The sequence below is a fragment of the Burkholderia sp. Ed8 genome, assembly GCF_040761425.1.
GTDB lineage: Bacteria > Pseudomonadota > Gammaproteobacteria > Burkholderiales > Burkholderiaceae > Burkholderia > Burkholderia seminalis.
On the sequence record NZ_CP142886.1, the window covers coordinates 2,287,601 to 2,310,177 of the forward strand.

The following is a 22,577-nucleotide window of genomic DNA, read 5'->3' on the forward strand; positions in this document are numbered from 1 at the left end:
GTTTTCAGCATAAACAAATGAGAACGCAACGTCAGCCCGTACGCTCGCTCGACAAGCTCGACCGGCGCATCCTGAAACTGCTCCAGGACGACGGCCGGATGGCGATGAAAGACCTCGCGGAACAGGTCGGACTGACCGTCACGCCGTGCATCGAGCGCGTGCGTCGCATGGAGCGCGACGGCGTGATCACCGGCTATCACGCGCGGGTCGACCCAGGTCAGCTGGGGGCCGCGCTGCTGGTGTTCGTCGAGATCACGCTTGGCCACAAGGGCGGCAACATGTTCGAGCAATTCCGCCGGGAAGTGATGAAGATCGACGAGGTGCTCGAATGCCATCTGGTTTCCGGCGATTTCGACTACCTGATCAAGGCGCGGATCGGCGAGATGGCCGACTACCGGAAGCTGCTCGGCGACATCCTGCTGCAACTGCCCGGCGCGGTGCAGTCGAAGAGCTATGTCGTGATGGAGGAAATCAAGGAAACGCTGACGATTGCCGTCGGCGAGTGACGCGTCGGCAGCCTGTTGTCGAGCCCCTTATCCCGCCCTTGGCATGCTGCGCCCAATACTGTATAAATGTACAGTATTGGGCGCAGGCGAAGGGGTGGGCATATGGACGATCGGTCCGACAACGAATTTCCGGTAGCACCGCCCGTGCCCCGCAAGGGGCGCGGTGCGGTCGACAACCTGCAGGGGCGGTATGAAATCGCGCAGCGCGAAGCGGTCGACGACGGCTGGACGCACGAGTCGGACGATGCCGACTTCCCCGCGCCGTTGCGCACGCAGGTGTTCGAGGAGCGTGCGAAAAGCATCCTGACGCACAACCAGTCGCCCGATATTCCGTTCAGCGTATCGCTCAACCCGTATCGCGGCTGCGAGCACGGTTGCATCTACTGCTTCGCGCGGCCGACGCACAGCTATCTCGGCCTGTCGCCGGGGCTCGATTTCGAAAGCCGCATCTACGCGAAGGTCAACGCGGCCGAGCTGCTCGAGCGCGAGATTTCGCGCAAGCGCTACGTGCCGGAGCCGATCGCGCTCGGCGTCAACACCGACGCGTACCAGCCGGTCGAGCGCGACCTGCGCATCACGCGCAGCGTGATCCAGGTGATGCACGATCGCGGGTTGCCGTTCGCGGCGATCACGAAATCGTCGCTGATCGAGCGCGATCTCGACCTGCTCGCACCGATGGCCGAGCGCGGGCAGGTGATGGCGGCGGTCACGATCACGACACTCGATGCCGATCTCGCTCGTACGCTCGAGCCCCGCGCGGCCACGCCGGCGCGACGGCTGCGCACGATCCGCGCGCTGCGCGACGCGGGCGTGCCGGTCGGCGTGAGCATTGCGCCGGTGATTCCGTTCGTGACCGAGCCCGACATGGAGCGCGTGCTCGAAGCGTGCGCGGAAGCCGGCGCGACGCACGCAAGCTACATCATCCTGCGGCTGCCGTGGGAGGTCGCGCCGCTGTTCAAGAACTGGCTCGCCGCGCATTTCCCCGACCGCGCGGAACGCGTGATGAACCGCGTGCGCGACATGCGCGGCGGCAAGGACTACGACGCGGATTTCTCGAAGCGGATGAAGGGCGAGGGGATCTGGGCGGACCTGTTGCGGCAGCGCTTTCGCCAGGCCGTCAAGCGGCTCGGGTTGAACGAGCGCACGAACGGCATTCTCGATCTGTCGCAGTTCCGCGGTGCGCCGGCCGCGGTCGCGCCGGTGCCGCGTGTTGCCGGACGTTCGGCCGGTGCGAAGCCACGCGACGACATGCAGTTGAATCTGTTCTGATACGCGAGCAAGGTCGCCGCGTGCCGGCACCGGGCGAGGGCCCTCGGCGCCGCGTCCGTCGTGCTTACTGCGAAATCTGCTTCGCGGCTTCGACCTGCGATTCGAAATACGTCTGGAACGACAGCGCGAGTGCGGTCATCAGCAGGAACGCGCCGATCAGCAGCGAGAAGATCACGACGAAGATCACGGTCCAGCCCGACTTGCTGTGCTTGCCGGTGCCCGCGTTGAATTGCGCATCCCATTTTTCGTCAGGGCGCAGCCCGTAGACGAGTGCGGCGAGGAATGCCGCCAGCAGCGAGATCGCGCCGGGTATCGCGAGCCACCAGCCGAGGCCGGCAGTGCGTTGGGTCGCCGCAAGCAAAAGGAAGCCCGGGATGCCGACGATCGTCGCAAGCAGGTGCGCCCAGCCGTACACGTCGCGCAAGCCATACAGATAGAAGCGGTGCGCGCCGAGCGAACCGAACAGGAACGCGAGGGCGGCAGTGAGCGTCTTGGAGCGGAAGCGGCGGGACGGTGCGGTGCTGCTGGACATGGATGGCGGCGGATGGTCGTTGGCATGGGCGGCCGGCGGGCCGGCGCGGGCGCGCGGCCCGGCACGCATTCTACGATGCCCGGTCGGGCCCGGTCACCCCTTGCCTGCGTCAAGGTGCCGCATAGGTCACGCGGTAGATGGCGCCGGCGTAATCGTCGCTGACGAGCAGCGAGCCGTCCGGCAGCGGCAGCACGTCGGCCGGGCGTCCCCATACCGTGCCGTCGGGGCGCAGCCAGCCCGTGACGAACGGCATCTGCTGCGCGTGGCTGCCGTCCGCCGACACGATCACGCGCATCACGCGGTAGCCGACCTTCGTGCTGCGGTTCCACGACCCGTGTTCGGCGATGAACACGTTATTGCGATACGACGCCGGAAACATCGGCCCGGTATAGAAGCGCATGCCGAGCGCGGCGACATGCGCGCCGAGTTTCACGACGGGCGGCGCGTAGCGGCGGCACACGCCGGCGCTGCCGAATTCGGGGTCGGGCGTATCGCCGCCATGGCAATAAGGAAAGCCGAAGTCGAGCCCGGCGCGCGGGGCGCGATTCAGCTTGTCATCGGGTACGTCGTCGCCCATCAGGTCGCGCCCGTTGTCGGTAAACCACAGCTCGCCCGAATCGGGATGCCATGCGAAGCCGACCGTATTGCGTACGCCGCGCGCGACCACCTCGCGTTCGCTGCCGTCCGCCTTCATGCGCGCGATGATTGCGTAGCGGCTGCGATCGGCGAGGCAGACATTGCACGGTGCGCCGGTCGGCACGTACAGCTTGCCGTCGGGGCCGAACGCGATGAATTTCCAGCCGTGATGATGTTCCGTCGGTAGCGCATCGGTCACGACGACGGGGGCGGGCGGTCGGGCGAGCCGATCGTCGACATGATCGACGCGCAGGATCCGCGATACGGCGGATATATAGAGGGCGCCATCGCGGTAGGCGACGCCGACGGGCATGTCGAGCCCGGAGGCGATCACGTAGTGCGCGGTGATCCGGCCCTCGTGCATCGCGAACGCGTGCACGCGGCCTTCGCGTGTACCGACATACAGGATGCCGCGGGGCGACCAGGCCATTTCGCGCGCGGCCGGTACCGTGTCGGTCAGGATTTCCACGTGGAAGCCGGGCGGGACGACGAGTTCACTCACCGGCAACGGCGCGGCAAACGCCGGTGCGGACGCGAGGCTGGCAAGGCCGGCGAGCAGCGCCGTGAAACGGTTCTGCGCGCGGCGCGTCGAGGCAGCGGGAAGGGGCGGCATGACGGCGGGAAACGTCCTGGACACGACGATTGTATGCCCGCCCGACAGGCCGCCCGCGGAATTTTGCGCGTAAGTGTTTGTTGTACCTCTGGTTTCCGGCTATAATCGCGTGTTTCAGTAGTTTCGAACCCGGTTTTCCGAAGGACATCATATGGTTATCATCCGTCTGGCTCGTGGCGGCTCGAAGAAGCGCCCGTTCTACAACATCGTCGCTACCGATTCGCGCAACCGTCGTGACGGCCGCTTCATCGAGCGCGTCGGCTTCTACAACCCGGTCGCCACGAAGGGCGAATCGCTGCGTATCGCTCAGGATCGCCTGACGTACTGGCAAGGCGTTGGCGCGCAACTGTCGCCGACCGTCCAGCGTCTCGTGAAGGAAGCGCAAAAGGCGCAACCGGCTGCCTAACATGGCACGGTGTGCCGGTCGTGCCGGCTGTGAGGTGCATTGATGGCGGGTCACGATTCCGGTAATGCAAGGCGCGGGCGTGCGTCATTCGGCGCGTTCGTCCGCAAGCCGGTCGAGCGCGACGCTGTCGCGAGCGCCGGTGAGGCTGCCCAGCAAGGTGGTCTCGAAGCGACGCAAGCCTGGCCCGACGACGCAGTCGAGGTCGGGGCGGTAGTCGACGCCTACGGCCTGAAGGGCTGGGTCAAGGTGGCGACGCATGCCGACGCCGGTCGCGGCGGCGATGCATTGCTCAACGCGCGTCGCTGGTGGCTGGAGCGCGGTGCGGAGCGGCTTTCGGTTCGCATCATGCAGTCGAAGACGCACAGCGACACCGTCGTTGCGCAACCCGCGGGCGTCAGCGACCGCGATGCCGCACTCGCGATGCGCGGCTTTCGCGTGTTCGTGCGCCGGGAAGATTTCCCGGCACTGGCCGCGGACGAATTCTATTGGGTCGACCTGATCGGTCTCGATGTCGTCAACGAGCAATCGGTGGCGCTCGGGAAGGTGAGCGGGATGATCGACAACGGCGTGCATTCGATCATGCGTGTCGAGTATCCGGCGACCGGCAAAGACGGTCAGCCGACCACCGACGAACGGTTGATCCCGTTTGTCGGCGTATACGTCAAAACGGTGGATCAGGCGGCGCGTCGGATCGTCGTCGACTGGGAAGCCGATTACTGAAATGAACCAGGTAACCGAGAGCGCGGTGCAGTTCGACGTCGTCACGCTCTTTCCCGAGATGTTCCGTGCACTGACCGACTGGGGAATCACCAGCCGGGCCGTCAAGCAGGGGCGCTTCGGGCTGCGCACCTGGAACCCGCGTGATTTCACGACGGACAACTACCGCACGGTCGATGATCGTCCGTACGGCGGCGGTCCGGGCATGGTGATGCTGGCGAAGCCGCTCGAAGCCGCCATTGACGCCGCGAAAGCGGCGCAGGCGGAGCAGGGCATCGCGAGCACGCGTGTCGTGATGATGTCGCCGCAGGGCGCGCCGCTCACGCATGAGCGTGCCGTGCGGATGGCGCAGGAGCCCGGTGTCGTCGTGCTGTGCGGCCGCTACGAAGCGATCGACCAGCGTCTGCTCGACCGGTGCGTCGACGAGGAAATCAGCCTCGGCGATTTCGTCCTGTCGGGCGGCGAACTGCCGGCGATGGCGATGATGGATGCCGTCGTACGGCTGCTGCCCGGCGTGCTGAACGATTCGCTGTCGGCCGTGCAGGACAGTTTCGCCGACGGCCTGCTCGATTGCCCGCACTACACGCGCCCCGAGGAATACCACGGCGTGCGCGTGCCGGACGTGCTGCTCGGCGGGCATCATGCCGAGATCGAGCGGTGGCGGCGGCAGGAAGCATTGCGGAATACGTGGCGGAAGCGGCCGGACCTGATCGTCCGGGCGCGCCGCGAGAAGTTGCTGAGCCGGGCCGACGAGGCGTGGCTTGCGAACCTCGCACGCGAAGCGAAGGACGCCTCCTGAGGCGGCTGCGCGAGCGGGAATTGGCGGTGCCGTGCATGCGTGTGCGGTGCCTGATGTGAATCCATCCTCTATCGGGGCCAGGCCTGGAAGCAGGCGGGTACCAACGCCGACACGATGGCATAAGGAGTCAGTAATGAATCTGATCGCAAAACTTGAGCAGGAAGAAATCGAGCGCGCGCTCGCCGGCAAGACGATCCCCGAATTCGCCCCGGGCGACACGGTGATCGTGAACGTGAACGTGGTTGAAGGTAACCGCAAGCGCGTTCAGGCTTACGAAGGCGTCGTGATCGCGATTCGCAACCGTGGTCTGAACTCGAACTTCATCGTCCGCAAGATCTCGTCGGGCGAAGGCGTCGAGCGTACGTTCCAGACGTACTCGCCGCTGCTGGCAAGCATCGTCGTGAAGCGTCGCGGCGATGTGCGTCGTGCGAAGCTGTACTACCTGCGCGAGCGTTCGGGCAAGTCGGCTCGTATCAAGGAAAAGCTGGTGTCGAAGGATCGCGCCGCAGCAGCTTCCCAAGAGTAAGAGCTGTAAGGAAAAAGCACCCACCCGGGTGCTTTTTTCATTCTGGCGCGACAATATGCTCGATACGACACGAACCCGAGAGCCCCATTGAATCGCCGCCCCATCATCGATCCCGAAGTCCTGCCGGTCGAAGGCACCGGTGCCGGCCTGCCTGTCATCGATCCCCCGCTGATGACGCCGTCCGGCTTGCGCGAACGTTTCGCGCGTACGCTCGACTGGAGCGTCGAGCCCGGCGAGGCGAGGCTGCAGGAAGGCGTCGATCCGCGCAGCGCGGCCGTCCTCATGCCGCTCGTCGTCCGCGAGTCGGGCCTGACCGTGCTGTTGACCCAGCGTGCCGACCACCTGAACGACCACGCCGGGCAGATCAGCTTCCCCGGCGGCCGTCGCGAGACGTTCGATCGCGATGCAACGGCCACCGCGTTGCGCGAGGCGAAGGAAGAGATCGGGCTGGCCGCCGAACGGGTCGAGATCCTCGGTGCGCTACCCGACTACCTGACCGGCACGGGCTTCTGCGTGACGCCGGTGGTCGGCCTCGTGCATCCGCCGTTCACGGTGCAGGCCGATACGTTCGAAGTCGCCGAGATTTTCGAAGTGCCGCTCGCGTTCGTGATGAATCCCGCGAACCATCAGGTCCGCGTGTTCCGCTGGGAAGGCGGCGAGCGTCGTTTTTTTTCGATGCCCTATCCGAATGGCGAACCGGGCGGGCATTACTTCATCTGGGGCGCAACTGCCGGCATGTTTCGCAATCTCTACCGCTTCTTGGCCGCCGGCTAGGCGCATGCACCGGCCGGCGCGCGCGGCCGGCCGCCGGGCGACCGCGCCGGCAGCCATGCGGGGCTGGCGCTGTGCTATCGTTATGCAAAAAATGACATAACTCCGAAGACGGCGCCACGCATGACTTTCTTTTCGGTTCTCCTCGCCCTCATCATCGAACAGGTCCGCGCGTTATCACCGAGCAATCCGGTGTTTGCGCTGTTCCAGTTTCATGCGGAAACCGTTGCGCATGGCCTCGACGCCGGCAAGCAGAAGCACGGCATCCTCGCCTGGCTCGCGGTCGTGCTGCCGTGGGTGCTGATCGTCGCGCTGATCTATTTCCTGCTGTACAAGGTGAGCTTCGTGCTCGCGTTCCTGTGGAACGTCGTCGTCGTGTATTTCACGCTCGGCTTCCGCCAGTTCAGCCACTACTTCACCGACATCCACCTCGCGCTCAACAACGACGACGTGCCGCGTGCGCGCGAAATCCTCCGTGAGTGGACGGGCATCGACACGGTCGACATGCCGGTCGGCGAAATCGTCCGCCATACGCTGATTCATGCAGTTGTCGCGTCGCATCGCCACGTGTTCGGCGTGTTCTTCTGGTATGTGCTGCCGATCGGCCCGGCCGGCGCCGTGCTGTACCGGATTTCCGAATACCTCGCGCGCAGCTGGTCGACGCCGGGCGACGACCGCACGGCCGCGTTCTCGACGTTCGCGCAGCGCGCGTTTTTCGTGATCGACTGGATTCCCGCGCGATTGACCGCGCTCGGCTTCGCGATCGTCGGCAATTTCGAGGATGCGATCTACGCGTGGCGCAATCACACGCGCCAGTGGCCCGACCCGAACGACGGCGTGCTGCTCGCCGCCGGCAGCGGGGCGCTCGGCGCGCGTCTCGCGGGGCCGCTCGCGGAGCCGTCGAGCCTCGATGCGCTGGCGGTCGGCGACAGCGGTCCGTTGACGGTCGGAGACGATTGCACGCCGCGGACGCTGCAATCGGCGGTCGGCCTCGTCTGGCGTGCGGTGATCCTGTGGATGATCCTGCTGCTGATGCTGACGCTCGCCGTCTGGGTGTCGTGACGACGCACGGCGGGATCCGATGAAAGAACAAGGCCGGCTCGATGCCGGCCTTGTCGCTGTGGGTCAGTCGTCGCGCGGATCGCGCACGGCGCCGCATTGCCAGCACGCGGTGAACTGGGCCTCGAGCGCTTCGCCGCACTGCCGGCAAAACCAGGGCGCGGCGCCGGCCGACGGGCCGTGCGAGGCGGCATCGAGGAGCCGGCGCGCGAGGGCGCCGTCGCGTTCGTCGTCGAGCCACAGCTCGGGCGTGCACGCATCGGCCGGCAGGCCGCCGAGCGCGCCAGTCGCGTAGCAGTTATGCAGCTCGCAACCGACGCCGGCCACCTGAAGCACGTTGGCCCAATGTTGCGCGGTCGCGAGATCGGGTGCCTTGAAACGCATCGCGGCTCCTGTCGATGAAGGCCGGCCCGGGCGTGCCGGCCGGCCCCGCGCGCCTCTCGCGCTCAGCGGACGATCTGGCTCGCCTCGTGCACGAGCTGGGCGTACAGCGCATGCCGCGACGGCGCGATACGGCCGTCGGCGACGGCTTCGAGAATCGCGCAGCCGGGCTCGTGCAGATGATGACAATTATAGAAACGGCAATCCGCGAGCAGCGGCCGGAACTCCGGAAACGCGCGCTCGAGGCGGCCTTCCGTCAGGTGGTAGAGGCCGAATTCCTGGAAACCCGGCGAATCGATCAGTGCACCGCCGCCTTCCAGCGGGTAGAGGCGCGTGAACGTCGTCGTGTGGCGGCCGCTGTTGAGCGCGGCCGAGATCTCGCGCGTCGCGGCTTCGGCATCGGGGACGAGCAGGTTCACGAGCGTCGACTTGCCCATCCCGGACTGGCCGAGCAGGATCGTCGAGTGCCCGGCGAGGTGCGGCATCAACTGCGCGCGCGCGTCGTCGGGCGAGCCCTTCACCGACAGCTCGAGCACGTCGTAGCCGAGCGCGCGGTACGGCGCGAGGCGCTCGCGTGCGACCGGCAGCGCGGCCTCGACGTCGATCTTGTTCAGCACGACCAGCGGCTTCAGCTCGTTCGCCTCGGCCGCGATCAACGCGCGGCCGAGCAGGTCCTCGCTGAAATAGGGCTCGGTCGCGAGCACGATCAGCAACTGGTCGAGGTTGGCCGCGAACAGCTTCGACTTGAACTGGTCGGAGCGGTACAGCAGATTGCGCCGTTCGCCGATCTCGACGATCACGCCCTGGTCGGCCGATGCGAGTTCGTACACGACGCGGTCGCCGACCGCGATGTCGCTCTTCTTGCCGCGCGGGAAGCACTGCAGCATCGGGCCGCCGTCGTCGGGTGCGACGATGTAGTGGCGCCCGTGCGCGGCGATCACGCGGCCTTCGACCCGTTGCGCGTTCGACGCGCGCGGGGCCGGCTTGCGGGACGTCGGGCGGCTCATGCGTGTTGCAGCAGGCGGTCGATCCGCTGCGACGCAGGCGGATGCGAGTAGTAGAAGGCCGTGTAGACGGGGTCGGGCGTCAGCGTCGACGCGTTGTCCTCGTAGAGCTTCACCAGCGCGCTGACGAGATCCTGCGCGTCGGTCTGGCTGGCCGCGAACGCGTCGGCCTCGAATTCGTGCTTGCGCGACGTAAGGCTGCTGAACGGCGTCGCGAAGAACAGGAATACCGGAATCGCGAGGAAGAACAGCACGAGCGCGGCGCCCGCGTTGCTGGTGTCGAGCGACGGCGTGACGCCGAGCCCGGTGTAGAACCACGTGCGTTGCGCGAGCCAGCCGAGCAGCGCGAGCAGCACGAGGCTCAGCACGAACGACACGAGCATCCGCTTCATCACGTGGCGGCGCTTGAAATGGCCGAGCTCGTGCGCGAGCACGGCCTCGATTTCCTGGCCGGACAGGCGCGCGAGCAGCGTATCGAAGAACACGATCCGCTTCGATGCGCCGAAGCCCGTGAAGTACGCATTGCCGTGCGCGGAGCGGCGGCTGCCGTCCATCACGAACAGCCCCTTCGCCGCAAAACCGCAGCGCTTCATCAGCGACTCGATGCGCGTGCGCAGTGCGTCGTCCTTCAGCGGCTCGAACTTGTTGAAGATCGGCGCGATGAAGGTCGGGTAGATCAGCAGCACGAGCATCTGGAACGCGACCCAGACGATCCAGGTCCACAGCCACCACAGGCTGCCGGCCTGGTTCATCAGCCACAGCACGACGAACAGCAGCGGCAGGCCGAGCGCGGCGCCGAGCAGCGCGTTTTTCAGCATGTCGGTGAAGAACAACCGTTTCGTCATGCGGTTGAAGCCGAACCGTTGCTCGACCCCGAACTGCCGGTAGTACTCGAACGGGACGTCGATCACGCTCGTGATCACGAGCACCGCGGCGACGAGCGCGACCTGCTGCCCGTAGCCGCGGCCGAGCCAGCCGGTCAGCAGCATATCGAGCGCGCCGACGCCGCCGAGCAGCGTGAGGCCGACCAGCACGGCCGCGCTGACGACGATCTCGAGCATCGTCAGCCGGGTGCGCTCGACCGTATAGTCGGCCGCGCGCTGGTGGGCGGTCAGCGGGATGGTCGCGCTGAACTGCGCGGGCACGCCGTTGCGGTGCGCCGCGACGAAGCGGATCTGCCGCGACGCGAGCCACAGCTTGGTGACGACCATCGCGAGTACGGCGATCGCGAACAGCAGGGTGAATGAAAAGGGTGACATCGAAGGCGCCAAAGGGTTCTATGCGAGAATTATATGTTCTTGCGGACCGGCCCCGCTGATGCGATGCCGGCCGCCCGGGCGGCGCCGCGCGCCGTCCGCCATTTTCCAGGATGACTCATGACCGATACCGCCGCTTCCGCCAGCCAGCCCGCGCTCGTGCGCAACGAGTTGAACCTCGTCTGGCTCGACATGGAGATGACGGGCCTCGACCCGGATAACGACCGCATCATCGAGATCGCGGTCGTCGTGACCAATTCCACGCTCGACATCGCGGTCGAAGGCCCCGTGTTCGCGATCCACCAGAGCGACGAGACGCTCGCGAAGATGGACGACTGGAACAAGTCGACGCACGGGCGCTCGGGCCTGATCGACCGCGTGCGCGCGTCGACCGTGACCGAGGCGGAAGCCGCCGCGCAGCTGCAGGCGTTCCTTGCGCAGTACGTGTCGCCCGGCAAGTCGCCGATGTGCGGCAACTCGATCTGCCAGGACCGCCGTTTCATGGCGCGCTGGATGCCGGAATTCGAGCGGTTCTTCCACTACCGCAATCTCGACGTCAGCACGCTCAAGGAGCTGTGCCGCCGCTGGCAGCCCGCGATCTACAAGGGTTTCCAGAAGCGTGCGATGCATACGGCGCTCGCGGACATCCACGAGTCGATCGACGAGCTGAAGTACTACCGCGAGCATTTCCTGATTCCGGCCGCATCGGCGCCGGCAGGCGAATCCGCGCCGGCCGCCTGAGCGGGCCGGCGCGCGGTCAGCGCGGCGCCCGCCGCGCGCTTTTCGGCCGGAACGCCGCGACCACCGCGGCGTCGGTCTCGACGTACGGGCCGCCGATCAGGTCGATGCAGTAGGGCACCGCGGCGAAGATGCCGGGCACGGTCGACTTGCCGTCGGCATCGCGCAGCCCTTCGAGCGTTTCCCGGATCGACTTCGGCTGGCCCGGCAGGTTGATGATCAGCGCCGCATGGTCGGCCGTCTCGCGGATCACCGCGACCTGCCGCGACAGGATCGCGGTCGGCACGAAATTCAGGCTGATCTGCCGCATCTGTTCGCCGAATCCCGGCATTTCCTTCGTCGCCACGGCCAGCGTGGCCTCGGGCGTCACGTCACGGCGTGCGGGGCCCGTGCCGCCGGTCGTCAGCACGAGGTCGCACCCCGCGACGTCGACGAGCTCGGCGAGCGTGGCGGAAATCGTCGGCGCATCGTCCTGGATCAGGCGCGTTTCGGCGCGCCACGGCGACGTGAGCGCGGCGCCGAGCCATTCCTGCAGCGCCGGAATGCCTTTGTCCTCGTAGACGCCCGTGCTCGCGCGGTCGCTGACCGACACGAGGCCGACGACGAGTTCGTCCGGGTGGTTACGCTTCGTCGTCATGGTCGTCTTCGGTGTCGTCCGGCGCATCGTCACCCGCGTCGGGCGAGCCGCTCGCGGTCTTGATCCACTGGAACAGCTCGCGGAAATAGCGCGGCGGCTTGCCTTGCTGCGCTTCCTTGCGCGCGTTGCGGATCAGCGTGCGGCCTTCCTGGATATCGGCTTCCGGGTGCTGGCGCAGGAATTCGGTCAGCGCGTCGTCGCTGGCGAGCAACTGGTCGCGCGTGCGTTCGATCCAGTGCAGGCGGGCCGTCGCGGCCTTGTTCACGCCGCGTTGCGCGTCGAGTGCGGTGCGCAGTGCGGCCGTTTCGTCGTCGGTCAGCGAGCGCATCACGCGTCCGACGTACTGGAGCTGGCGGCGCTTGCCTTCGTGATCGGTGATCCGGCGTGCCTCGCGAACGGCGTCCGCGAGGTTTTCGGGCATCGGCATGCGCTTCAGTGCGTCTTTCGGCAGGTCGACGAGCGCCTGGCCGAGCACCTGCAACTCGTGCATCTCGCGCTTCAACTGGGATTTGCTGGGGCGATCGTAGCCGTTGTCGTCGTCTTCGACGGCATGCTCGATCGGCTGGATTCGGGTTTTGCGTGTCATGGGCGGCATTGTATCGCGGCGCGGACACCCCAAGCTTGTCTGTGTCCGGCCCCGGACCTTGCTATGATCGCGGGATACGCAACATTTTGACCATGCGGGCGCCCGCCCGCCACCGGATACCAAGACGATGGCAGCCAATCTCGACGTACAAGCGCGCTATTTCCCGCACACGCAGGACCAGCTCAAGGAAATCGCGTCGGACATCCTTCGCCATGCGAAGGCGCTCGGCGCGTCGGACGCCGCGACCGAAATCTCCGAAGGCGACGGCCTGTCGGTATCGGTGCGCCGCGGCGAAGTCGAAACGATCGAGCACAACCGCGACAAGATGGTCGGCGTGACGGTGTTCATCGGCAAGAAGCGCGGCAACGCGAGCACGTCCGATTTCTCGCCGGCCGCGATCAAGGATACCGTCGCCGCCGCGTACAACATCGCGCGCTTCACGGCCGAGGACGAGGCAGCCGGCCTCGCCGAGGCCGAACTGCTCGAAACCGACCCGCGCGATCTCGATCTCTACCACCCGTGGGCGCTGACGGCCGACGACGCCGTCGAGCTGGCCCGCCGCGCGGAAGACGCCGCCTTTGCGGTCAGCCCGCAGATCCGCAATTCGGAAGGCGCGAGCGTGTCGGCGCAGCATTCGCAGTTCGTGCTCGCGACGTCGCGCGGCTTCCTGTCCGGCTACCCGTACTCGCGCCACTACATCGCCTGCGCGCCGATCGCGGGCAGCGGCCGTCACATGCAGCGCGACGACTGGTATTCGTCGAAGCGCAGCGCGATCGATCTCGCGGCGCCCGAGGCGGTCGGCCGCTACGCGGCCGAGCGTGCGCTCGCGCGGATGGGCGCGCGCCGCCTGGACACCCGCAAGGTGCCCGTGCTGTTCGAGGCGCCGCTCGCGGCCGGCCTGCTCGGCGCATTCGTGCAGGCCGTGAGCGGCGGCGCGCTGTATCGCAAGACGTCGTTCCTCGTCGACAGCCTCGGCAAGCCGGTGTTCGCGCCGCACATTCAGGTCGTCGAGGATCCGCACGTGCCGCGCGCGATGGGCAGCGCGCCGTTCGACGAGGAAGGCGTGCGCACGCGCGCGCGCAGCGTCGTGAAGGACGGTGTCGTCGAGGGCTACTTCCTGTCGACCTATTCGGCACGCAAGCTCGGCACGCAGACCACCGGTAACGCGGGCGGGTCGCACAACCTCGCGCTGCGCAGCTCGAACACGCAGGCGGGCGACGACTTCGAAGCCATGTTGAAGAAGCTCGGCACGGGCCTGCTGCTGACCGAGCTGATGGGGCAGGGCGTGAACTACGTGACGGGCGACTATTCGCGCGGCGCGGCGGGTTTCTGGGTGGAAAACGGCGTGATCCAGTATCCGGTCGAGGAAATCACCGTCGCGAGCACGCTGCAGGAAATGTTCCGGCACATCGTCGCGATCGGTGCCGATTCGATCGTGCGCGGTACGAAGGAAACGGGCTCGGTGCTGATCGAGCAGATGACGATCGCGGGGCAGTAAGCGAGGCGCGGCGTCAGCCGCCCGCCCTCCAGCGAAAAAGCCCGACCGGCGGCAAGCCGGTCGGGCTTTTTTCATCGCGTGCGGCCGCGTACCGCGTCAGCCGCGCTTGCGTTCGTAGACCACGAACGCATAACCAAACGTGTTCGGCGCGGCAGCCTGGTGCGCATCGCGCGACACTTCCTGCCAATGTGCGGGATCGGGCGCGGGGAACGACGCGTCGCCGTCGAAGTCGGCGTCGATCTCGGTGACGACCAGCTTGTCGGCGAGCGTGAGCCCTTCCGCGTAGAGTTGCGCGCCGCCGATCAGGAATGCCTCGGGTACGCCGTCGCGCGCGGCGAGCGCCAGTGCATCGGCGAGCGACGTGACCGTGTCGCAACCGTCGAAACGGCGCGCCGCATCGCGCGTGACGACGATGTTGCGGCGGCCCGGCAGCGGCCGGCCGATCGATTCGTGGGTCTTGCGGCCCATCACGATCGGCGCGCCCATCGTCGTGCGCTTGAAGAACGCGAGATCCTCGGGAAGTTTCCAGGGCAACTGGTTGTCGCGGCCGATGATGCCGTTGCGGGCACGCGCGACGATCAGGGTCAACGTCGTCATGAAGGTCGGGGAAGAGGAAAACCGGAATGGCGCCGATTCTACCGGAACGGCGGCACGCATCGCCTTTCGCGTGCTGCGCGCCGCGACGCTCGATGCATGGCGTCGCGGCGACGGACCGAATAAAAAGAGTGCCCGCCGGGGGACGGAGCACAAAACCTTTGTCGTGTCGCGGGAACGGCGATACCGGCGCGGATCGGTGTCGGTCGGCTCGAATCGTCAAATCAATACGGAATCCTTATTGAGTGGGGCGGCGCAGGCTCACTGACGCTTGTTGCCTTGAACGTTGCCTTCCATCGCGTGCTGCACGTCACCGGGTTGCGATACCGGAAGCGGCATCGGCAGTGGGGGCGGTGGCGGGATCTCGTCCCACAGCGTGACGGTTGCCTTGCCGGTCGGCAGCGGTTGCGGTGCGGACACGGTCACGATGCCGAAGCCGCCGCCGTGCCGCAGGCTCGGCGCATTTTCGGCCGGCAGCATGGCGCGATCCGGTTTTGCGATGTCATCCGCGCGGGCCGGCGCAGGCGGGCCGGCGGCCGAGAGCGCGAGCGCCATCGGCACGAAAGAAAGTAAAAGATGTTTGCGCATGGCCGCTGTCTCCGATCGTTTACGGATTCAGCGAAATGCATGCCACCGTGCCGGGACCGTTGTCGCTACGGCGATTCGCGCTCAAGCGTTGCGAATTGTGGCCGAAAACGCCTGAAAATGTTTCAGGCCTGAAACGAGGGGGCTCGGGAATACTGCGGATTCAATCGATTCGCTTCAAGGATGAAAATCGGCCCGTGTGTTGATGAACGAACACCTTGCTGCGCATGCGCTATGTGCAGATGATTGACCTGCATCGACCTCCTGTGCGATTGGGCCGTATCGCCGTCGGCGCCGAAATCCGTTTGTCGTATTTGGTGCCTATAACTAAGCTGTCTTGACCAAAAATAACTGGACGCGAGATAAGCGCCATCATGCGAGGCTTTGTCGTTGCCGAGCATCGGCATGGCGAATCGAGCCGCCTCTGGCTGACCCGATTCGATCCTTTTCGCACGAACTCTGACGTGCGCGGCAATCGTTAGACGGTTGATGAACGGGGTGAGGATATGGGAGCCGATCAGCGGCACGTGATCTACTATTCGCGCGAACCGAACGACGCGTTGCGCGGCCATTTCGACGAGTGCGGCTGGCGCGTCGATCTCGCGGAGACCGTACGCGACGTCCGGCGTGTCGTGCAGCATGGCGTGGCAACCGCCGGCCTGCTCGACTTTTCGCCGGGCTTCAAGCCCTCGGACCTGCGCGAACTCGAATCCTGCCTGAGCATCCAGCACATCGGCTGGATCGCCGCGACGCGTCGCGGCCAGTTGCAGGATGCCACGCTGCGCCACCTCATTCGCGACTACTGCTTCGATTATGTGACGATGCCGTACGAGACGTCGCGAATCGTCGAGACCGTCGGTCATGCGCACGGCATGGTCGCGCTGACCGATCCCGTTGCGCCGCCGGTCGGCGCCGGGCGCAGCGAAGGCGAGATGGTCGGCACCTGCGATGCGATGCTCGGGCTCTTCAGGACGATTCGCCGCGTCGCGGCGACCGATGCGCCGGTGTTCATCTCCGGCGAATCGGGTACCGGCAAGGAACTGACGGCGGTCGCGATTCACGAGCGTTCGTCGCGCGCGCAGGCACCGTTCATCGCGATCAATTGCGGCGCGATTCCGTCGACGCTGCTGCAGGCCGAACTGTTCGGCTATGAGCGCGGCGCATTCACCGGGGCGAACCAGCGCAAGATCGGCCGCGTCGAGGCCGCCAACGGCGGCACGCTGTTTCTCGACGAGATCGGCGATCTGCCGCTGGAAAGCCAGGCAAGCCTGTTGCGCTTCCTGCAGGAAGGCAAGATCGAGCGGCTCGGCGCGCACGTGTCGGTGCCCGTCGATGTGCGCGTGATCTGCGCGACGCACGTGGACATGGACGCCGCGTTGCGCGAAGGGCGGTTCCGCGAGGACCTGTTCCATCGCCTGTGCGTGCTGAAGATCGAGGAGCCGCCGCTGCGCGCGCGCGGCAAGGACATCGAGGTGCTCGCGCGTCACATGCTCGAGCGTTTCAAGGGCGATGCGCATCGCCGCCTGCGCGGTTTCTCTCCGGACGCGGTCGCGTCGCTGTACGGCTATTCGTGGCCGGGCAACGTGCGTGAGCTGATCAATCGCGTGCGCCGCGCGATCGTGATGTCGGAGGGCCGGATGATCACCGCGGCCGATCTCGAGTTGAATGACTTCGCGACGCTCGCGCCCGTGTCGCTGCTGGAGGCGCGGGAAGCGGCCGAACGGCAGGCGATCGAGCAGGCGCTGCTGCGCCACCGCGGCCGTTTCGCGGATGCCGCGCGTGAACTCGGCGTGTCGCGCGTCACGCTCTACCGGCTGATGTGCGCGCACGGCATGCGCGATCGCGGCGACACGCTGGCAGGGTTTTCGGCGCCGTTGCCGGAGCTTCCTCACCACGCTTGCTAAAATTGGCGGGTACGGCCGCCCTCGCGGCCGAAGGAACCCGCATGAAACAGTATCTCGACCTCGTTCGTACCATTCTCGATACCGGCACCTGGCAGGAGAACCGCACGGGGATCCGCACCATCAGCATGCCGGGCGCGATGCTCCGCTTCGACCTGCAGCAAGGCTTTCCGGCCGTGACGACCAAGAAGCTCGCGTTCAAGTCGGCGATCGGCGAACTGGTCGGCTTCCTGCGCGCGTCGCGCAGCGCGGCCGAGTTCCGCGCGCTCGGCTGCAAGGTGTGGGACGCGAACGCGAACGAGAACGCGCAGTGGCTCGCGAATCCGTACCGTCAGGGCGTCGACGATCTCGGCGACGTGTACGGCGTGCAATGGCGCCAGTGGCCGGGCTACAAGGTGCTCGACGCGGGCGCCGACGCGCAGATCGCCGACGCGACGCGCCGGGGCTTCCGGATCGTCACGCGTTTCGACGAAGACGGCGCGCCGAAGGTGCTGCTGTACAAGGCGATCGACCAGTTGCGCCAGTGCCTGGACACGATCATGGAGAATCCGGCCGACCGCCGCATTCTGTTTCACGCGTGGAATCCGGCCGTGCTCGACCAGATCGCGCTGCCCGCGTGCCACCTGCTGTACCAGTTCCTGCCGAACGCGACGAAGCGCGAGATCTCGCTGTGCCTGTACATCCGCAGCAACGACGTCGGCCTCGGCACGCCGTTCAACCTGACGGAAGGCGCCGCGCTGCTGTCGCTCGTCGGCCGCCTGACGGGCTACACGCCGCGCTGGTTCACGTATTTCATCGGTGACGCGCACATCTACGAGAACCAGCTCGACATGCTGCAGCGGCAGCTCACGCGCGAGCCTTACGAAAGCCCGCGGCTCGAGATTGCCGAGCGCGTGCCCGACTACGCGAAGACGGGCGTTTATGCGCCCGAATGGCTCGAGCAGGTCGAGCCGTCCGATTTCTCGCTGGTCGGTTACCGCCACCACGAGCCGCTGACTGCGCCGATGGCGGTCTGAGCGCGCGGTTTCATCGATCCGCGCCCTGCAGAAAGAAGGCCCGACCGGCTGAGACCGGTCGGGCTTTTTTGTTTCACGTTTGCGGCACTTACTGGCGATGCCGCTCGTCGTGCCCGCCTGGCGGCGGGCTGCTCGGGCGCGGCGCCTCGACGTGCGGTGCCGGTTGCGGCCGCGGTTCCATGCGGGGAGCGGGCATCGACGGGCGCGGTTCCATGCGGGGTGCCGGCTGCGGTCGCGGCTCCATTCGAGGTGCGGGCTGGGGGCGCGGCTCCATGCGCGGCGCCTGCGGTTGCGGGCGCGGCATGTCGTGTACGGCTGGCGCCGGCGGACGGTACTCGTTCACGCGCGGCGGTGCGACTTCGCGGTGCGGCGCCGGTTGCGCGAATTCGGGGCGGGATTGCGGCGTGGGAGCGGCCCGTTCCGGTTGCGCTTGCCCGTGCTGGGCCGGTGTCGGGAAATCGGGGCGTGGACGCGGCTGCGGAATCTGTGCCGTGTTGTCGACCCTCGGTTGCGGCAACGCGCGCGGCGCGTCGTTCCGGCCGCCGGGCTGCGTGCCCTGCGGTGTCGGTATGCCCTCCGGATGCGGCACCGCCGCACTGCGCACGGGCGGCAGTGCATTCTGGCCTGCCGCGTGAAGGGCGCTCGGCGGGGCGGGGCGCTGGCGTTCCATCGGCGTGTGCGGCTGCATCCACGCCGGCGACGGCGCCTCGGGTGCGTGCGTGTTGCCGATGCCCGACGGCGTGTTGCTTGCGATCGGCGGGTGCGGGACGCCGTTGCCGGGCCCGAAGGCCTGATGCGGCGTCGCGTTGCCGGGCGCCTGCGGCATGCCGCCGTTGGCGAAATGCGGCCCATTGGGGATTTCGCCGTTCGCCAGCCGTCCGGCATTCGGCACGCCCGGCAATGGCGCACCGGGCGCACCCGGCCGTCCGGTTTGCACGGCAGGCGGCTGGCCTTCGCGCGGCGCGCGTGACGGCTGCACGACGGGGCCGTGCGGATTCACGAGCTGCACGTTGTGCATCGCCCACGCGCCGCCGCTCGGATTACCCGGCACGCGGACCGGGCGGGCCCTGTAATCGGCCGGCACGCTCGTCTTCACGACCGGCGCGCCGGCGCCCGGCACGCGCCCGCCTTGCTGCGCGAGATGCGCGGCTGCCTGGTCTCGATAGGCGGCGGGCACCGCGGGGTTGCGCGTCGCGACGTAGGGGTGCTGCGCGATCGCCGCCGGCGGACGGTAGCCGGCATTGCGCAGCCCGCCGGTAAAGCTCTGGCGCACCGGCGCGATGCCGGGTGTGCCCGGCGTGACGTGCGCATTGCGCCATTGCCGCGGATCGACGTGTTGCGAGAAGTGCGCGACCGGCTGGCCATGCACGAACGCGGCGGCCGGCACGGCCGTGATCGCGTGCGGCGCACGGAAGTTCACGTACGTCTTGTTGATGTTGGTGATATTGGTGATGTTCGTCACGTTCACGGTCTTGTTCACGTTGACGTTGTTCACCACGATATTGCGATTCACGCGGTCGTAGTAGTGCGGGCTCCAGCCGCCCCAGCGCGGGTGCCACGGCTCGCCCGGGCCGAGCGCGAACCATGCGCAGCCGGCCGCGGCGACGCCGCCGACCGTGAGCGCGACGCTCCAGTCGGGACCGCCGCCCCCGCCCACGAACGCGACGAGCGCCGGCGCGTAGACCGGCGGCTGGCTGACGACCATCGGGCCGGGCACCCAGGCCCAGCTGTCGTCCACGTACGCCCAGCGGCCGTAGTGGTACGGCGCGAAGCCCCACGGTGCGTCGTCGACCCACGTCCAGCCCCACGGCGCCTGCCAGATCCAGTGGCCGTCGTGATACGGCGCCCAGTCGGCCGGCGTGTCGTTCGGCACCCAGACCGAGCCGTAATTCGGGGTTTCGCGCCACGTGCCGTTCGCGTCGAGATCCTGATAGCCGGGAATGTCGCGGGACACATAGCGGGCCGACACCGAGCGCTCCTCGGCCGCGTCGCGGCTGGCGGCCCACTGGTCGAGCGGGTCGGGGCTCGGCGCCGCCGATTGCTGTGCGACCTGCAGGTCGGTGCCGGTGAACACGACCTGCTGCCCGGGCGACAGCGGGTACTGCCCGTTGCTGCCGTAGACGGTCGCGCTGCCGCTGCGCATCGTGACGGTCGTGCTCGCGCCGTTCGGCGCGACATCGACGCGATAGTTGCCGGGGCCCGTGATGCCGAGCGCGAGGTTCGGCGTGTCGATTTCGTACGATCCGCCGCGGGGCAGATCGCGCACATGCGTCGATACGGTGCCGAGGCCGACCTTCAACTGCGTCGTCGTGTCGTCGAGATTCAGGATCGACAGGCTCGTCGAATCGCCGAGCCGCACCGCGGTCGAGCCGATATGCAGTTCCGAGCGTGCGCCGGCGTCGTTCCAGAGCTGGTCGCCGGTCGTCAGCGGCCGGTTCACGGCCGCATACGACCACGTATCGGTGCCGGCCGGTTCGGTCGTCACGGCACCCGACAGGTAGTTGAGCCGCGCGACGCGGCCGGGCGGGTCGCCGCCCGGTTGCCGTGCCGCGGCCGAATACGGCGGCGCGCCGGCCGATTGCGCGAAGGCGGGCGGCAGGGCCGCAAGCGCGGCGAACGCGAGCAGCGTATAGCGGGCGGTTCGCTTGAGCGTGAACAGGGGGGCCATGGTGAGCGTCATCGTCGTTATCGCGGCGCGTCGATTCGTGCCGTTGAGTTCACAATATCCGCTCGGCCTGTTTCAATGCTCGGTGTTTTGTAAGTCGGATGGCACGCGGTGTAACAAAACCTGTCTGTCGCGTGCCGCTGTCGTGCAGCCGCAATGCGGGCGTCAAGCGGACGTAAGCCACGCGTCGAAAACCTGCTGGCCGGGCACGGTGACGCGCAGCACCCGCGGCCGTGCGGAACGTTCGATCCAGCCGTGCGCACAGAAGCTTTCGAGCAGCGCCGCGCCGAGCGCGCCGCCCAGATGCGAGCGCCGCTCGCTCCAGTCGAGGCAGCCGCATGCGAAGCGGCGCCGGCGCGTGCGCTGCTGCGCGACGTCGATGCCCCATTGCCCGAGGGCCTGCGTGCCGAGCTCGGTGGCTTCGATCGCGTCGCCGTCCGCGAGCAGCCAGCCGCGCGCGGTGAGCCCGTCGAAAATGCGCACCGCAAGTTCGCCGGCCATGTGGTCGTAGCAGGTGCGCGCGTAGCGCAGTTCGGCCGGTACCGTGCGCGACGGCGCCGGTACCGGGCGGTGCGGCGCAGCCGCGCGGGCGACGTTCGCGAGCGCCTCGAGCGACGCCGCGATGTCGGCCGACGCGATGCGGTAGTAGCGGTGCCGGCCGCGCACGTCGAGCGCGAGCAGGCCGCCTTCGGTCAGCCGCGCGAGGTGCGCGCTTGCCGCGGACGGCGACAGCCCCGCGATCATCGTCAATTCACCGGCCGGCCGCGCGCTGCCGTCCATCAGCACCCACAGCATCGCGGCGCGGCCGGGGTCGGCGATCAGTGCGCCGATGCGGCTCAGGCCCGGAAAGTGGTGGTCGTCTTGATCGGTCATCGTCGTCTCTCGTCAAGCGGGATGAGGGGCAGTGTAGTGGGTGTGCGCATTCGATGTTTCGTATCCGGATGAAATGTCGGATGCGGCGGCGCCGTCCCGCGGCAGCCTGGCTGCGGCCCGTTGCGGCGCGCGTAGAATGGGCCGGACGCGGCGGCAGCGGGCCGCCGCATGTGACACGATGCAACGATGAAGACGATTTTCTGCATGTTGGCCGCCGCGCTCGTCTGCGTGGCCTGTGCGCAGGGCGGCGCGGGCGCCGCCGGCGGGCAGGGCGGCAGTATCGAGATGTACGGGACGATCGACCAGGGCGTCACGGTGCGCCGCTGACCGGCGGCGCTGCGCGCGCGGGGCGGGGCGGGTGGTGCCGGCGCGGGGCTGGCCGCGACGCATTGCCGCACTGCAACGTATAATGGCCCGATTACAGCGCCCCTGCCGCCTGGAGCCAGAACGATGCCCCAACCGTCCCCCGTGCCGGCCGCCCTCGACCGTACCGAAACCGTATTCCGCTTCCTCGCCGAGCCTTCGTCCGTGAACTTCGGCGGCAAGGTGCACGGCGGCGCGTTGATGAAGTGGATCGACGAGGTCGCGTATGCGTGCGCGGCCGTCTGGTCGAGCCGCTATTGCGTGACGGTCAGTGTCGGCAACATCCGATTCCAGCGTCCGATCCTGGTCGGCAACCTGGTCGAGCTGAAGGCGCGCGTCGTGGCGACGGGCCGCACCAGCATGCACATCCATGTGTCCGTGCACGCGGGGGACCCGAAGGGCGGCGTGCTGCGCCAGACGACCGACTGCCTCGTCGTGTTCGTCGCGGTCGACGAGAACGGCAACCCGGTGCCGGTGCCGCCGTTCGTGCCCGAGACCGACGAGCAGAAGGTACTCGCGAAATATGCGGCCGACGTACGGGCCGCGCTCGACAAGATCGTCGAGATGAAACCGGAAGAAGTCGCGAAGGGCACGGTCTGACCGCAGCGGGCGCCGCGCTCGACGCGCCGCGCCCGTCGTCCTGCCC

The 22,577-nt window shown here is 67.5% G+C and carries 27 protein-coding genes; 15 read left to right on the forward strand and 12 right to left on the reverse strand.

Annotated features, from left to right (window positions below):
• Positions 1-17 precede the first annotated feature (17 nt).
• On the forward strand, positions 18-506 hold the full coding sequence (locus VXM69_RS24580) for an Lrp/AsnC ligand binding domain-containing protein (RefSeq protein ID WP_012492860.1): 489 nt from the start codon (positions 18-20) through the stop codon (positions 504-506).
• Between the two features lie 102 nt (positions 507-608).
• The gene (locus tag VXM69_RS24585) at positions 609-1,775 is read left to right on the forward strand and encodes a PA0069 family radical SAM protein (RefSeq protein ID WP_034186455.1); all 1,167 of its coding nucleotides are present in this window, start codon (positions 609-611) and stop codon (positions 1,773-1,775) included.
• 64 nt (positions 1,776-1,839) lie between these two features.
• On the opposite strand, the gene VXM69_RS24590 is transcribed toward VXM69_RS24585, so the two are convergent.
• Positions 1,840-2,307: an NINE protein gene (locus VXM69_RS24590; protein WP_367189371.1), complete on the reverse strand. Its 468-nt coding sequence runs from the start codon at positions 2,305-2,307 to the stop codon at positions 1,840-1,842.
• A 109-nt stretch (positions 2,308-2,416) separates the two neighbouring features.
• Positions 2,417-3,556, reverse strand: coding sequence for a sorbosone dehydrogenase family protein (locus tag VXM69_RS24595; RefSeq protein ID WP_367189372.1), 1,140 nt, complete (start codon positions 3,554-3,556; stop codon positions 2,417-2,419).
• A gap of 151 nt (positions 3,557-3,707) precedes the next feature.
• Here VXM69_RS24595 and rpsP point away from each other — a divergent pair, with 151 nt between their 5' ends.
• The 6 genes from rpsP to VXM69_RS24625 all read left to right on the forward strand — a co-directional run bounded on the left by rpsP (position 3,708) and on the right by VXM69_RS24625 (position 7,837).
• Entirely contained in the window at positions 3,708-3,962 is a 255-nt protein-coding gene (gene rpsP, locus VXM69_RS24600) for a 30S ribosomal protein S16 (RefSeq protein WP_006476550.1), read from the forward strand.
• A 42-nt stretch (positions 3,963-4,004) separates the two neighbouring features.
• Positions 4,005-4,682 carry a ribosome maturation factor RimM gene (gene rimM / locus VXM69_RS24605; RefSeq protein WP_367189373.1) on the forward strand — a complete coding sequence of 226 codons (678 nt, stop codon included), beginning with the start codon at positions 4,005-4,007 and terminating at the stop codon, positions 4,680-4,682.
• Between the two features lies 1 nt (position 4,683).
• A complete protein-coding gene (gene trmD / locus VXM69_RS24610) occupies positions 4,684-5,478 on the forward strand; it encodes a tRNA (guanosine(37)-N1)-methyltransferase TrmD (protein ID WP_034186458.1) in 795 nt (264 codons plus the stop codon).
• Positions 5,479-5,611: 133 nt separating this feature from the next.
• Positions 5,612-6,004, forward strand: a complete 393-nt coding sequence (gene rplS, locus VXM69_RS24615) for a 50S ribosomal protein L19 (protein ID WP_006753174.1) — start codon at positions 5,612-5,614, stop codon at positions 6,002-6,004.
• An 87-nt stretch (positions 6,005-6,091) separates the two neighbouring features.
• Complete coding sequence (locus tag VXM69_RS24620; RefSeq protein WP_367189374.1) at positions 6,092-6,778, forward strand: CoA pyrophosphatase; 687 nt, start codon at positions 6,092-6,094, stop codon at positions 6,776-6,778.
• 120 nt (positions 6,779-6,898) lie between these two features.
• Positions 6,899-7,837, forward strand: coding sequence for a CobD/CbiB family protein (locus VXM69_RS24625; protein ID WP_034186460.1), 939 nt, complete (start codon positions 6,899-6,901; stop codon positions 7,835-7,837).
• Between the two features lie 63 nt (positions 7,838-7,900).
• On the opposite strand, the gene VXM69_RS24630 is transcribed toward VXM69_RS24625, so the two are convergent.
• The 3 genes from VXM69_RS24630 to VXM69_RS24640 all read right to left on the reverse strand — a co-directional run bounded on the left by VXM69_RS24630 (position 7,901) and on the right by VXM69_RS24640 (position 10,478).
• Positions 7,901-8,218, reverse strand: coding sequence for a hypothetical protein (locus VXM69_RS24630; protein ID WP_034186461.1), 318 nt, complete (start codon positions 8,216-8,218; stop codon positions 7,901-7,903).
• 62 nt (positions 8,219-8,280) lie between these two features.
• Positions 8,281-9,222 (reverse strand): ribosome small subunit-dependent GTPase A, encoded by a 942-nt coding sequence (gene rsgA, locus VXM69_RS24635; RefSeq protein WP_034186462.1) that lies wholly within the window; start codon positions 9,220-9,222, stop codon positions 8,281-8,283.
• Entirely contained in the window at positions 9,219-10,478 is a 1,260-nt protein-coding gene (locus VXM69_RS24640) for a M48 family metallopeptidase (protein WP_367189375.1), read from the reverse strand. Before VXM69_RS24640 ends, rsgA begins: the two co-directional genes overlap by 4 nt.
• A 117-nt stretch (positions 10,479-10,595) precedes the next feature.
• Here VXM69_RS24640 and orn point away from each other — a divergent pair, with 117 nt between their 5' ends.
• The gene (orn, locus tag VXM69_RS24645) at positions 10,596-11,216 is read left to right on the forward strand and encodes an oligoribonuclease (protein WP_049030222.1); all 621 of its coding nucleotides are present in this window, start codon (positions 10,596-10,598) and stop codon (positions 11,214-11,216) included.
• 16 nt (positions 11,217-11,232) lie between these two features.
• On the opposite strand, the gene mog is transcribed toward orn, so the two are convergent.
• Both mog and yjgA read right to left on the reverse strand, forming a co-directional pair.
• Positions 11,233-11,850, reverse strand: coding sequence for a molybdopterin adenylyltransferase (mog, locus tag VXM69_RS24650; protein ID WP_367189376.1), 618 nt, complete (start codon positions 11,848-11,850; stop codon positions 11,233-11,235).
• Positions 11,834-12,436 (reverse strand): ribosome biogenesis factor YjgA, encoded by a 603-nt coding sequence (yjgA, locus tag VXM69_RS24655; RefSeq protein WP_272481919.1) that lies wholly within the window; start codon positions 12,434-12,436, stop codon positions 11,834-11,836. The genes mog and yjgA overlap by 17 nt, the downstream gene beginning before the upstream one ends.
• A 127-nt stretch (positions 12,437-12,563) precedes the next feature.
• Here yjgA and pmbA point away from each other — a divergent pair, with 127 nt between their 5' ends.
• Positions 12,564-13,934: a metalloprotease PmbA gene (pmbA, locus tag VXM69_RS24660; RefSeq protein ID WP_049028856.1), complete on the forward strand. Its 1,371-nt coding sequence runs from the start codon at positions 12,564-12,566 to the stop codon at positions 13,932-13,934.
• Between the two features lie 96 nt (positions 13,935-14,030).
• Here the strand turns inward: pmbA and VXM69_RS24665 are convergent, their stop codons facing one another.
• Positions 14,031-14,531 carry a dihydrofolate reductase gene (locus tag VXM69_RS24665; RefSeq protein WP_034186467.1) on the reverse strand — a complete coding sequence of 167 codons (501 nt, stop codon included), beginning with the start codon at positions 14,529-14,531 and terminating at the stop codon, positions 14,031-14,033.
• On the opposite strand from VXM69_RS24665, the gene VXM69_RS24670 reads away from it, so the two are divergent.
• On the forward strand, positions 14,530-14,796 hold the full coding sequence (locus tag VXM69_RS24670) for a hypothetical protein (RefSeq protein ID WP_367189377.1): 267 nt from the start codon (positions 14,530-14,532) through the stop codon (positions 14,794-14,796). The genes VXM69_RS24665 and VXM69_RS24670 overlap by 2 nt on opposite strands.
• Here VXM69_RS24670 and VXM69_RS24675 read toward each other — a convergent pair.
• Both VXM69_RS24675 and VXM69_RS24680 read right to left on the reverse strand, forming a co-directional pair.
• Complete coding sequence (locus VXM69_RS24675; RefSeq protein WP_059560737.1) at positions 14,790-15,116, reverse strand: hypothetical protein; 327 nt, start codon at positions 15,114-15,116, stop codon at positions 14,790-14,792. The two genes, VXM69_RS24670 and VXM69_RS24675, sit on opposite strands and share 7 nt — an antisense overlap.
• Positions 15,117-15,238: 122 nt before the next feature.
• Complete coding sequence (locus VXM69_RS24680) at positions 15,239-15,640, reverse strand: hypothetical protein (protein ID WP_080287732.1); 402 nt, start codon at positions 15,638-15,640, stop codon at positions 15,239-15,241.
• Between VXM69_RS24680 and VXM69_RS24685 the strand changes: the two genes are divergently transcribed.
• Positions 15,620-17,017 (forward strand): sigma-54 dependent transcriptional regulator, encoded by a 1,398-nt coding sequence (locus VXM69_RS24685; RefSeq protein WP_034186469.1) that lies wholly within the window; start codon positions 15,620-15,622, stop codon positions 17,015-17,017. The genes VXM69_RS24680 and VXM69_RS24685 overlap by 21 nt on opposite strands.
• Positions 17,018-17,058: 41 nt before the next feature.
• Positions 17,059-18,030, forward strand: a complete 972-nt coding sequence (locus tag VXM69_RS24690; protein ID WP_049030723.1) for a thymidylate synthase — start codon at positions 17,059-17,061, stop codon at positions 18,028-18,030.
• An 88-nt stretch (positions 18,031-18,118) separates the two neighbouring features.
• Here VXM69_RS24690 and VXM69_RS24695 read toward each other — a convergent pair whose 3' ends face one another.
• Together VXM69_RS24695 and VXM69_RS24700 are read right to left on the reverse strand one after the other, a co-directional pair.
• Entirely contained in the window at positions 18,119-20,710 is a 2,592-nt protein-coding gene (locus tag VXM69_RS24695; RefSeq protein ID WP_367189378.1) for a DUF6600 domain-containing protein, read from the reverse strand.
• Positions 20,711-20,860: 150 nt separating this feature from the next.
• On the reverse strand, positions 20,861-21,568 hold the full coding sequence (locus VXM69_RS24700; RefSeq protein ID WP_034186470.1) for a helix-turn-helix transcriptional regulator: 708 nt from the start codon (positions 21,566-21,568) through the stop codon (positions 20,861-20,863).
• 186 nt (positions 21,569-21,754) lie between these two features.
• Here VXM69_RS24700 and VXM69_RS24705 point away from each other — a divergent pair, with 186 nt between their 5' ends.
• Together VXM69_RS24705 and VXM69_RS24710 are read left to right on the forward strand one after the other, a co-directional pair.
• A complete protein-coding gene (locus VXM69_RS24705; protein WP_301740633.1) occupies positions 21,755-21,895 on the forward strand; it encodes a hypothetical protein in 141 nt (46 codons plus the stop codon).
• A 123-nt stretch (positions 21,896-22,018) separates the two neighbouring features.
• The gene (locus VXM69_RS24710) at positions 22,019-22,531 is read left to right on the forward strand and encodes an acyl-CoA thioesterase (protein WP_027811985.1); all 513 of its coding nucleotides are present in this window, start codon (positions 22,019-22,021) and stop codon (positions 22,529-22,531) included.
• Positions 22,532-22,577: the final 46 nt, after the last annotated feature.

Excerpts from the sequence above, each read along its gene's own strand:
- VXM69_RS24580 (WP_012492860.1), top strand. The coding sequence starts at position 18 with ATGAGAACGCAACGTCAGCCCGTACGCTCGCTCGACAAGCTCGACCGG.
- VXM69_RS24585 (WP_034186455.1), top strand. The coding sequence starts at position 609 with ATGGACGATCGGTCCGACAACGAATTTCCGGTAGCACCGCCCGTGCCC.
- VXM69_RS24590 (WP_367189371.1), bottom strand. The coding sequence starts at position 2,307 with ATGTCCAGCAGCACCGCACCGTCCCGCCGCTTCCGCTCCAAGACGCTC.
- VXM69_RS24595 (WP_367189372.1), bottom strand. The coding sequence starts at position 3,556 with ATGCCGCCCCTTCCCGCTGCCTCGACGCGCCGCGCGCAGAACCGTTTC.
- rpsP (WP_006476550.1), top strand. The coding sequence starts at position 3,708 with ATGGTTATCATCCGTCTGGCTCGTGGCGGCTCGAAGAAGCGCCCGTTC.
- rimM (WP_367189373.1), top strand. The coding sequence starts at position 4,005 with ATGGCGGGTCACGATTCCGGTAATGCAAGGCGCGGGCGTGCGTCATTC.
- trmD (WP_034186458.1), top strand. The coding sequence starts at position 4,684 with ATGAACCAGGTAACCGAGAGCGCGGTGCAGTTCGACGTCGTCACGCTC.
- rplS (WP_006753174.1), top strand. The coding sequence starts at position 5,612 with ATGAATCTGATCGCAAAACTTGAGCAGGAAGAAATCGAGCGCGCGCTC.
- VXM69_RS24625 (WP_034186460.1), top strand. The coding sequence starts at position 6,899 with ATGACTTTCTTTTCGGTTCTCCTCGCCCTCATCATCGAACAGGTCCGC.
- VXM69_RS24630 (WP_034186461.1), bottom strand. The coding sequence starts at position 8,218 with ATGCGTTTCAAGGCACCCGATCTCGCGACCGCGCAACATTGGGCCAAC.
- rsgA (WP_034186462.1), bottom strand. The coding sequence starts at position 9,222 with ATGAGCCGCCCGACGTCCCGCAAGCCGGCCCCGCGCGCGTCGAACGCG.
- VXM69_RS24640 (WP_367189375.1), bottom strand. The coding sequence starts at position 10,478 with ATGTCACCCTTTTCATTCACCCTGCTGTTCGCGATCGCCGTACTCGCG.
- orn (WP_049030222.1), top strand. The coding sequence starts at position 10,596 with ATGACCGATACCGCCGCTTCCGCCAGCCAGCCCGCGCTCGTGCGCAAC.
- mog (WP_367189376.1), bottom strand. The coding sequence starts at position 11,850 with ATGACGACGAAGCGTAACCACCCGGACGAACTCGTCGTCGGCCTCGTG.
- yjgA (WP_272481919.1), bottom strand. The coding sequence starts at position 12,436 with ATGACACGCAAAACCCGAATCCAGCCGATCGAGCATGCCGTCGAAGAC.
- pmbA (WP_049028856.1), top strand. The coding sequence starts at position 12,564 with ATGGCAGCCAATCTCGACGTACAAGCGCGCTATTTCCCGCACACGCAG.
- VXM69_RS24670 (WP_367189377.1), top strand. The coding sequence starts at position 14,530 with ATGAAGGTCGGGGAAGAGGAAAACCGGAATGGCGCCGATTCTACCGGA.
- VXM69_RS24665 (WP_034186467.1), bottom strand. The coding sequence starts at position 14,531 with ATGACGACGTTGACCCTGATCGTCGCGCGTGCCCGCAACGGCATCATC.
- VXM69_RS24675 (WP_059560737.1), bottom strand. The coding sequence starts at position 15,116 with ATGCGCAAACATCTTTTACTTTCTTTCGTGCCGATGGCGCTCGCGCTC.
- VXM69_RS24685 (WP_034186469.1), top strand. The coding sequence starts at position 15,620 with ATGGGAGCCGATCAGCGGCACGTGATCTACTATTCGCGCGAACCGAAC.
- VXM69_RS24690 (WP_049030723.1), top strand. The coding sequence starts at position 17,059 with ATGAAACAGTATCTCGACCTCGTTCGTACCATTCTCGATACCGGCACC.
- VXM69_RS24695 (WP_367189378.1), bottom strand. The coding sequence starts at position 20,710 with ATGACGCTCACCATGGCCCCCCTGTTCACGCTCAAGCGAACCGCCCGC.
- VXM69_RS24700 (WP_034186470.1), bottom strand. The coding sequence starts at position 21,568 with ATGACCGATCAAGACGACCACCACTTTCCGGGCCTGAGCCGCATCGGC.
- VXM69_RS24705 (WP_301740633.1), top strand. The coding sequence starts at position 21,755 with ATGAAGACGATTTTCTGCATGTTGGCCGCCGCGCTCGTCTGCGTGGCC.
- VXM69_RS24710 (WP_027811985.1), top strand. The coding sequence starts at position 22,019 with ATGCCCCAACCGTCCCCCGTGCCGGCCGCCCTCGACCGTACCGAAACC.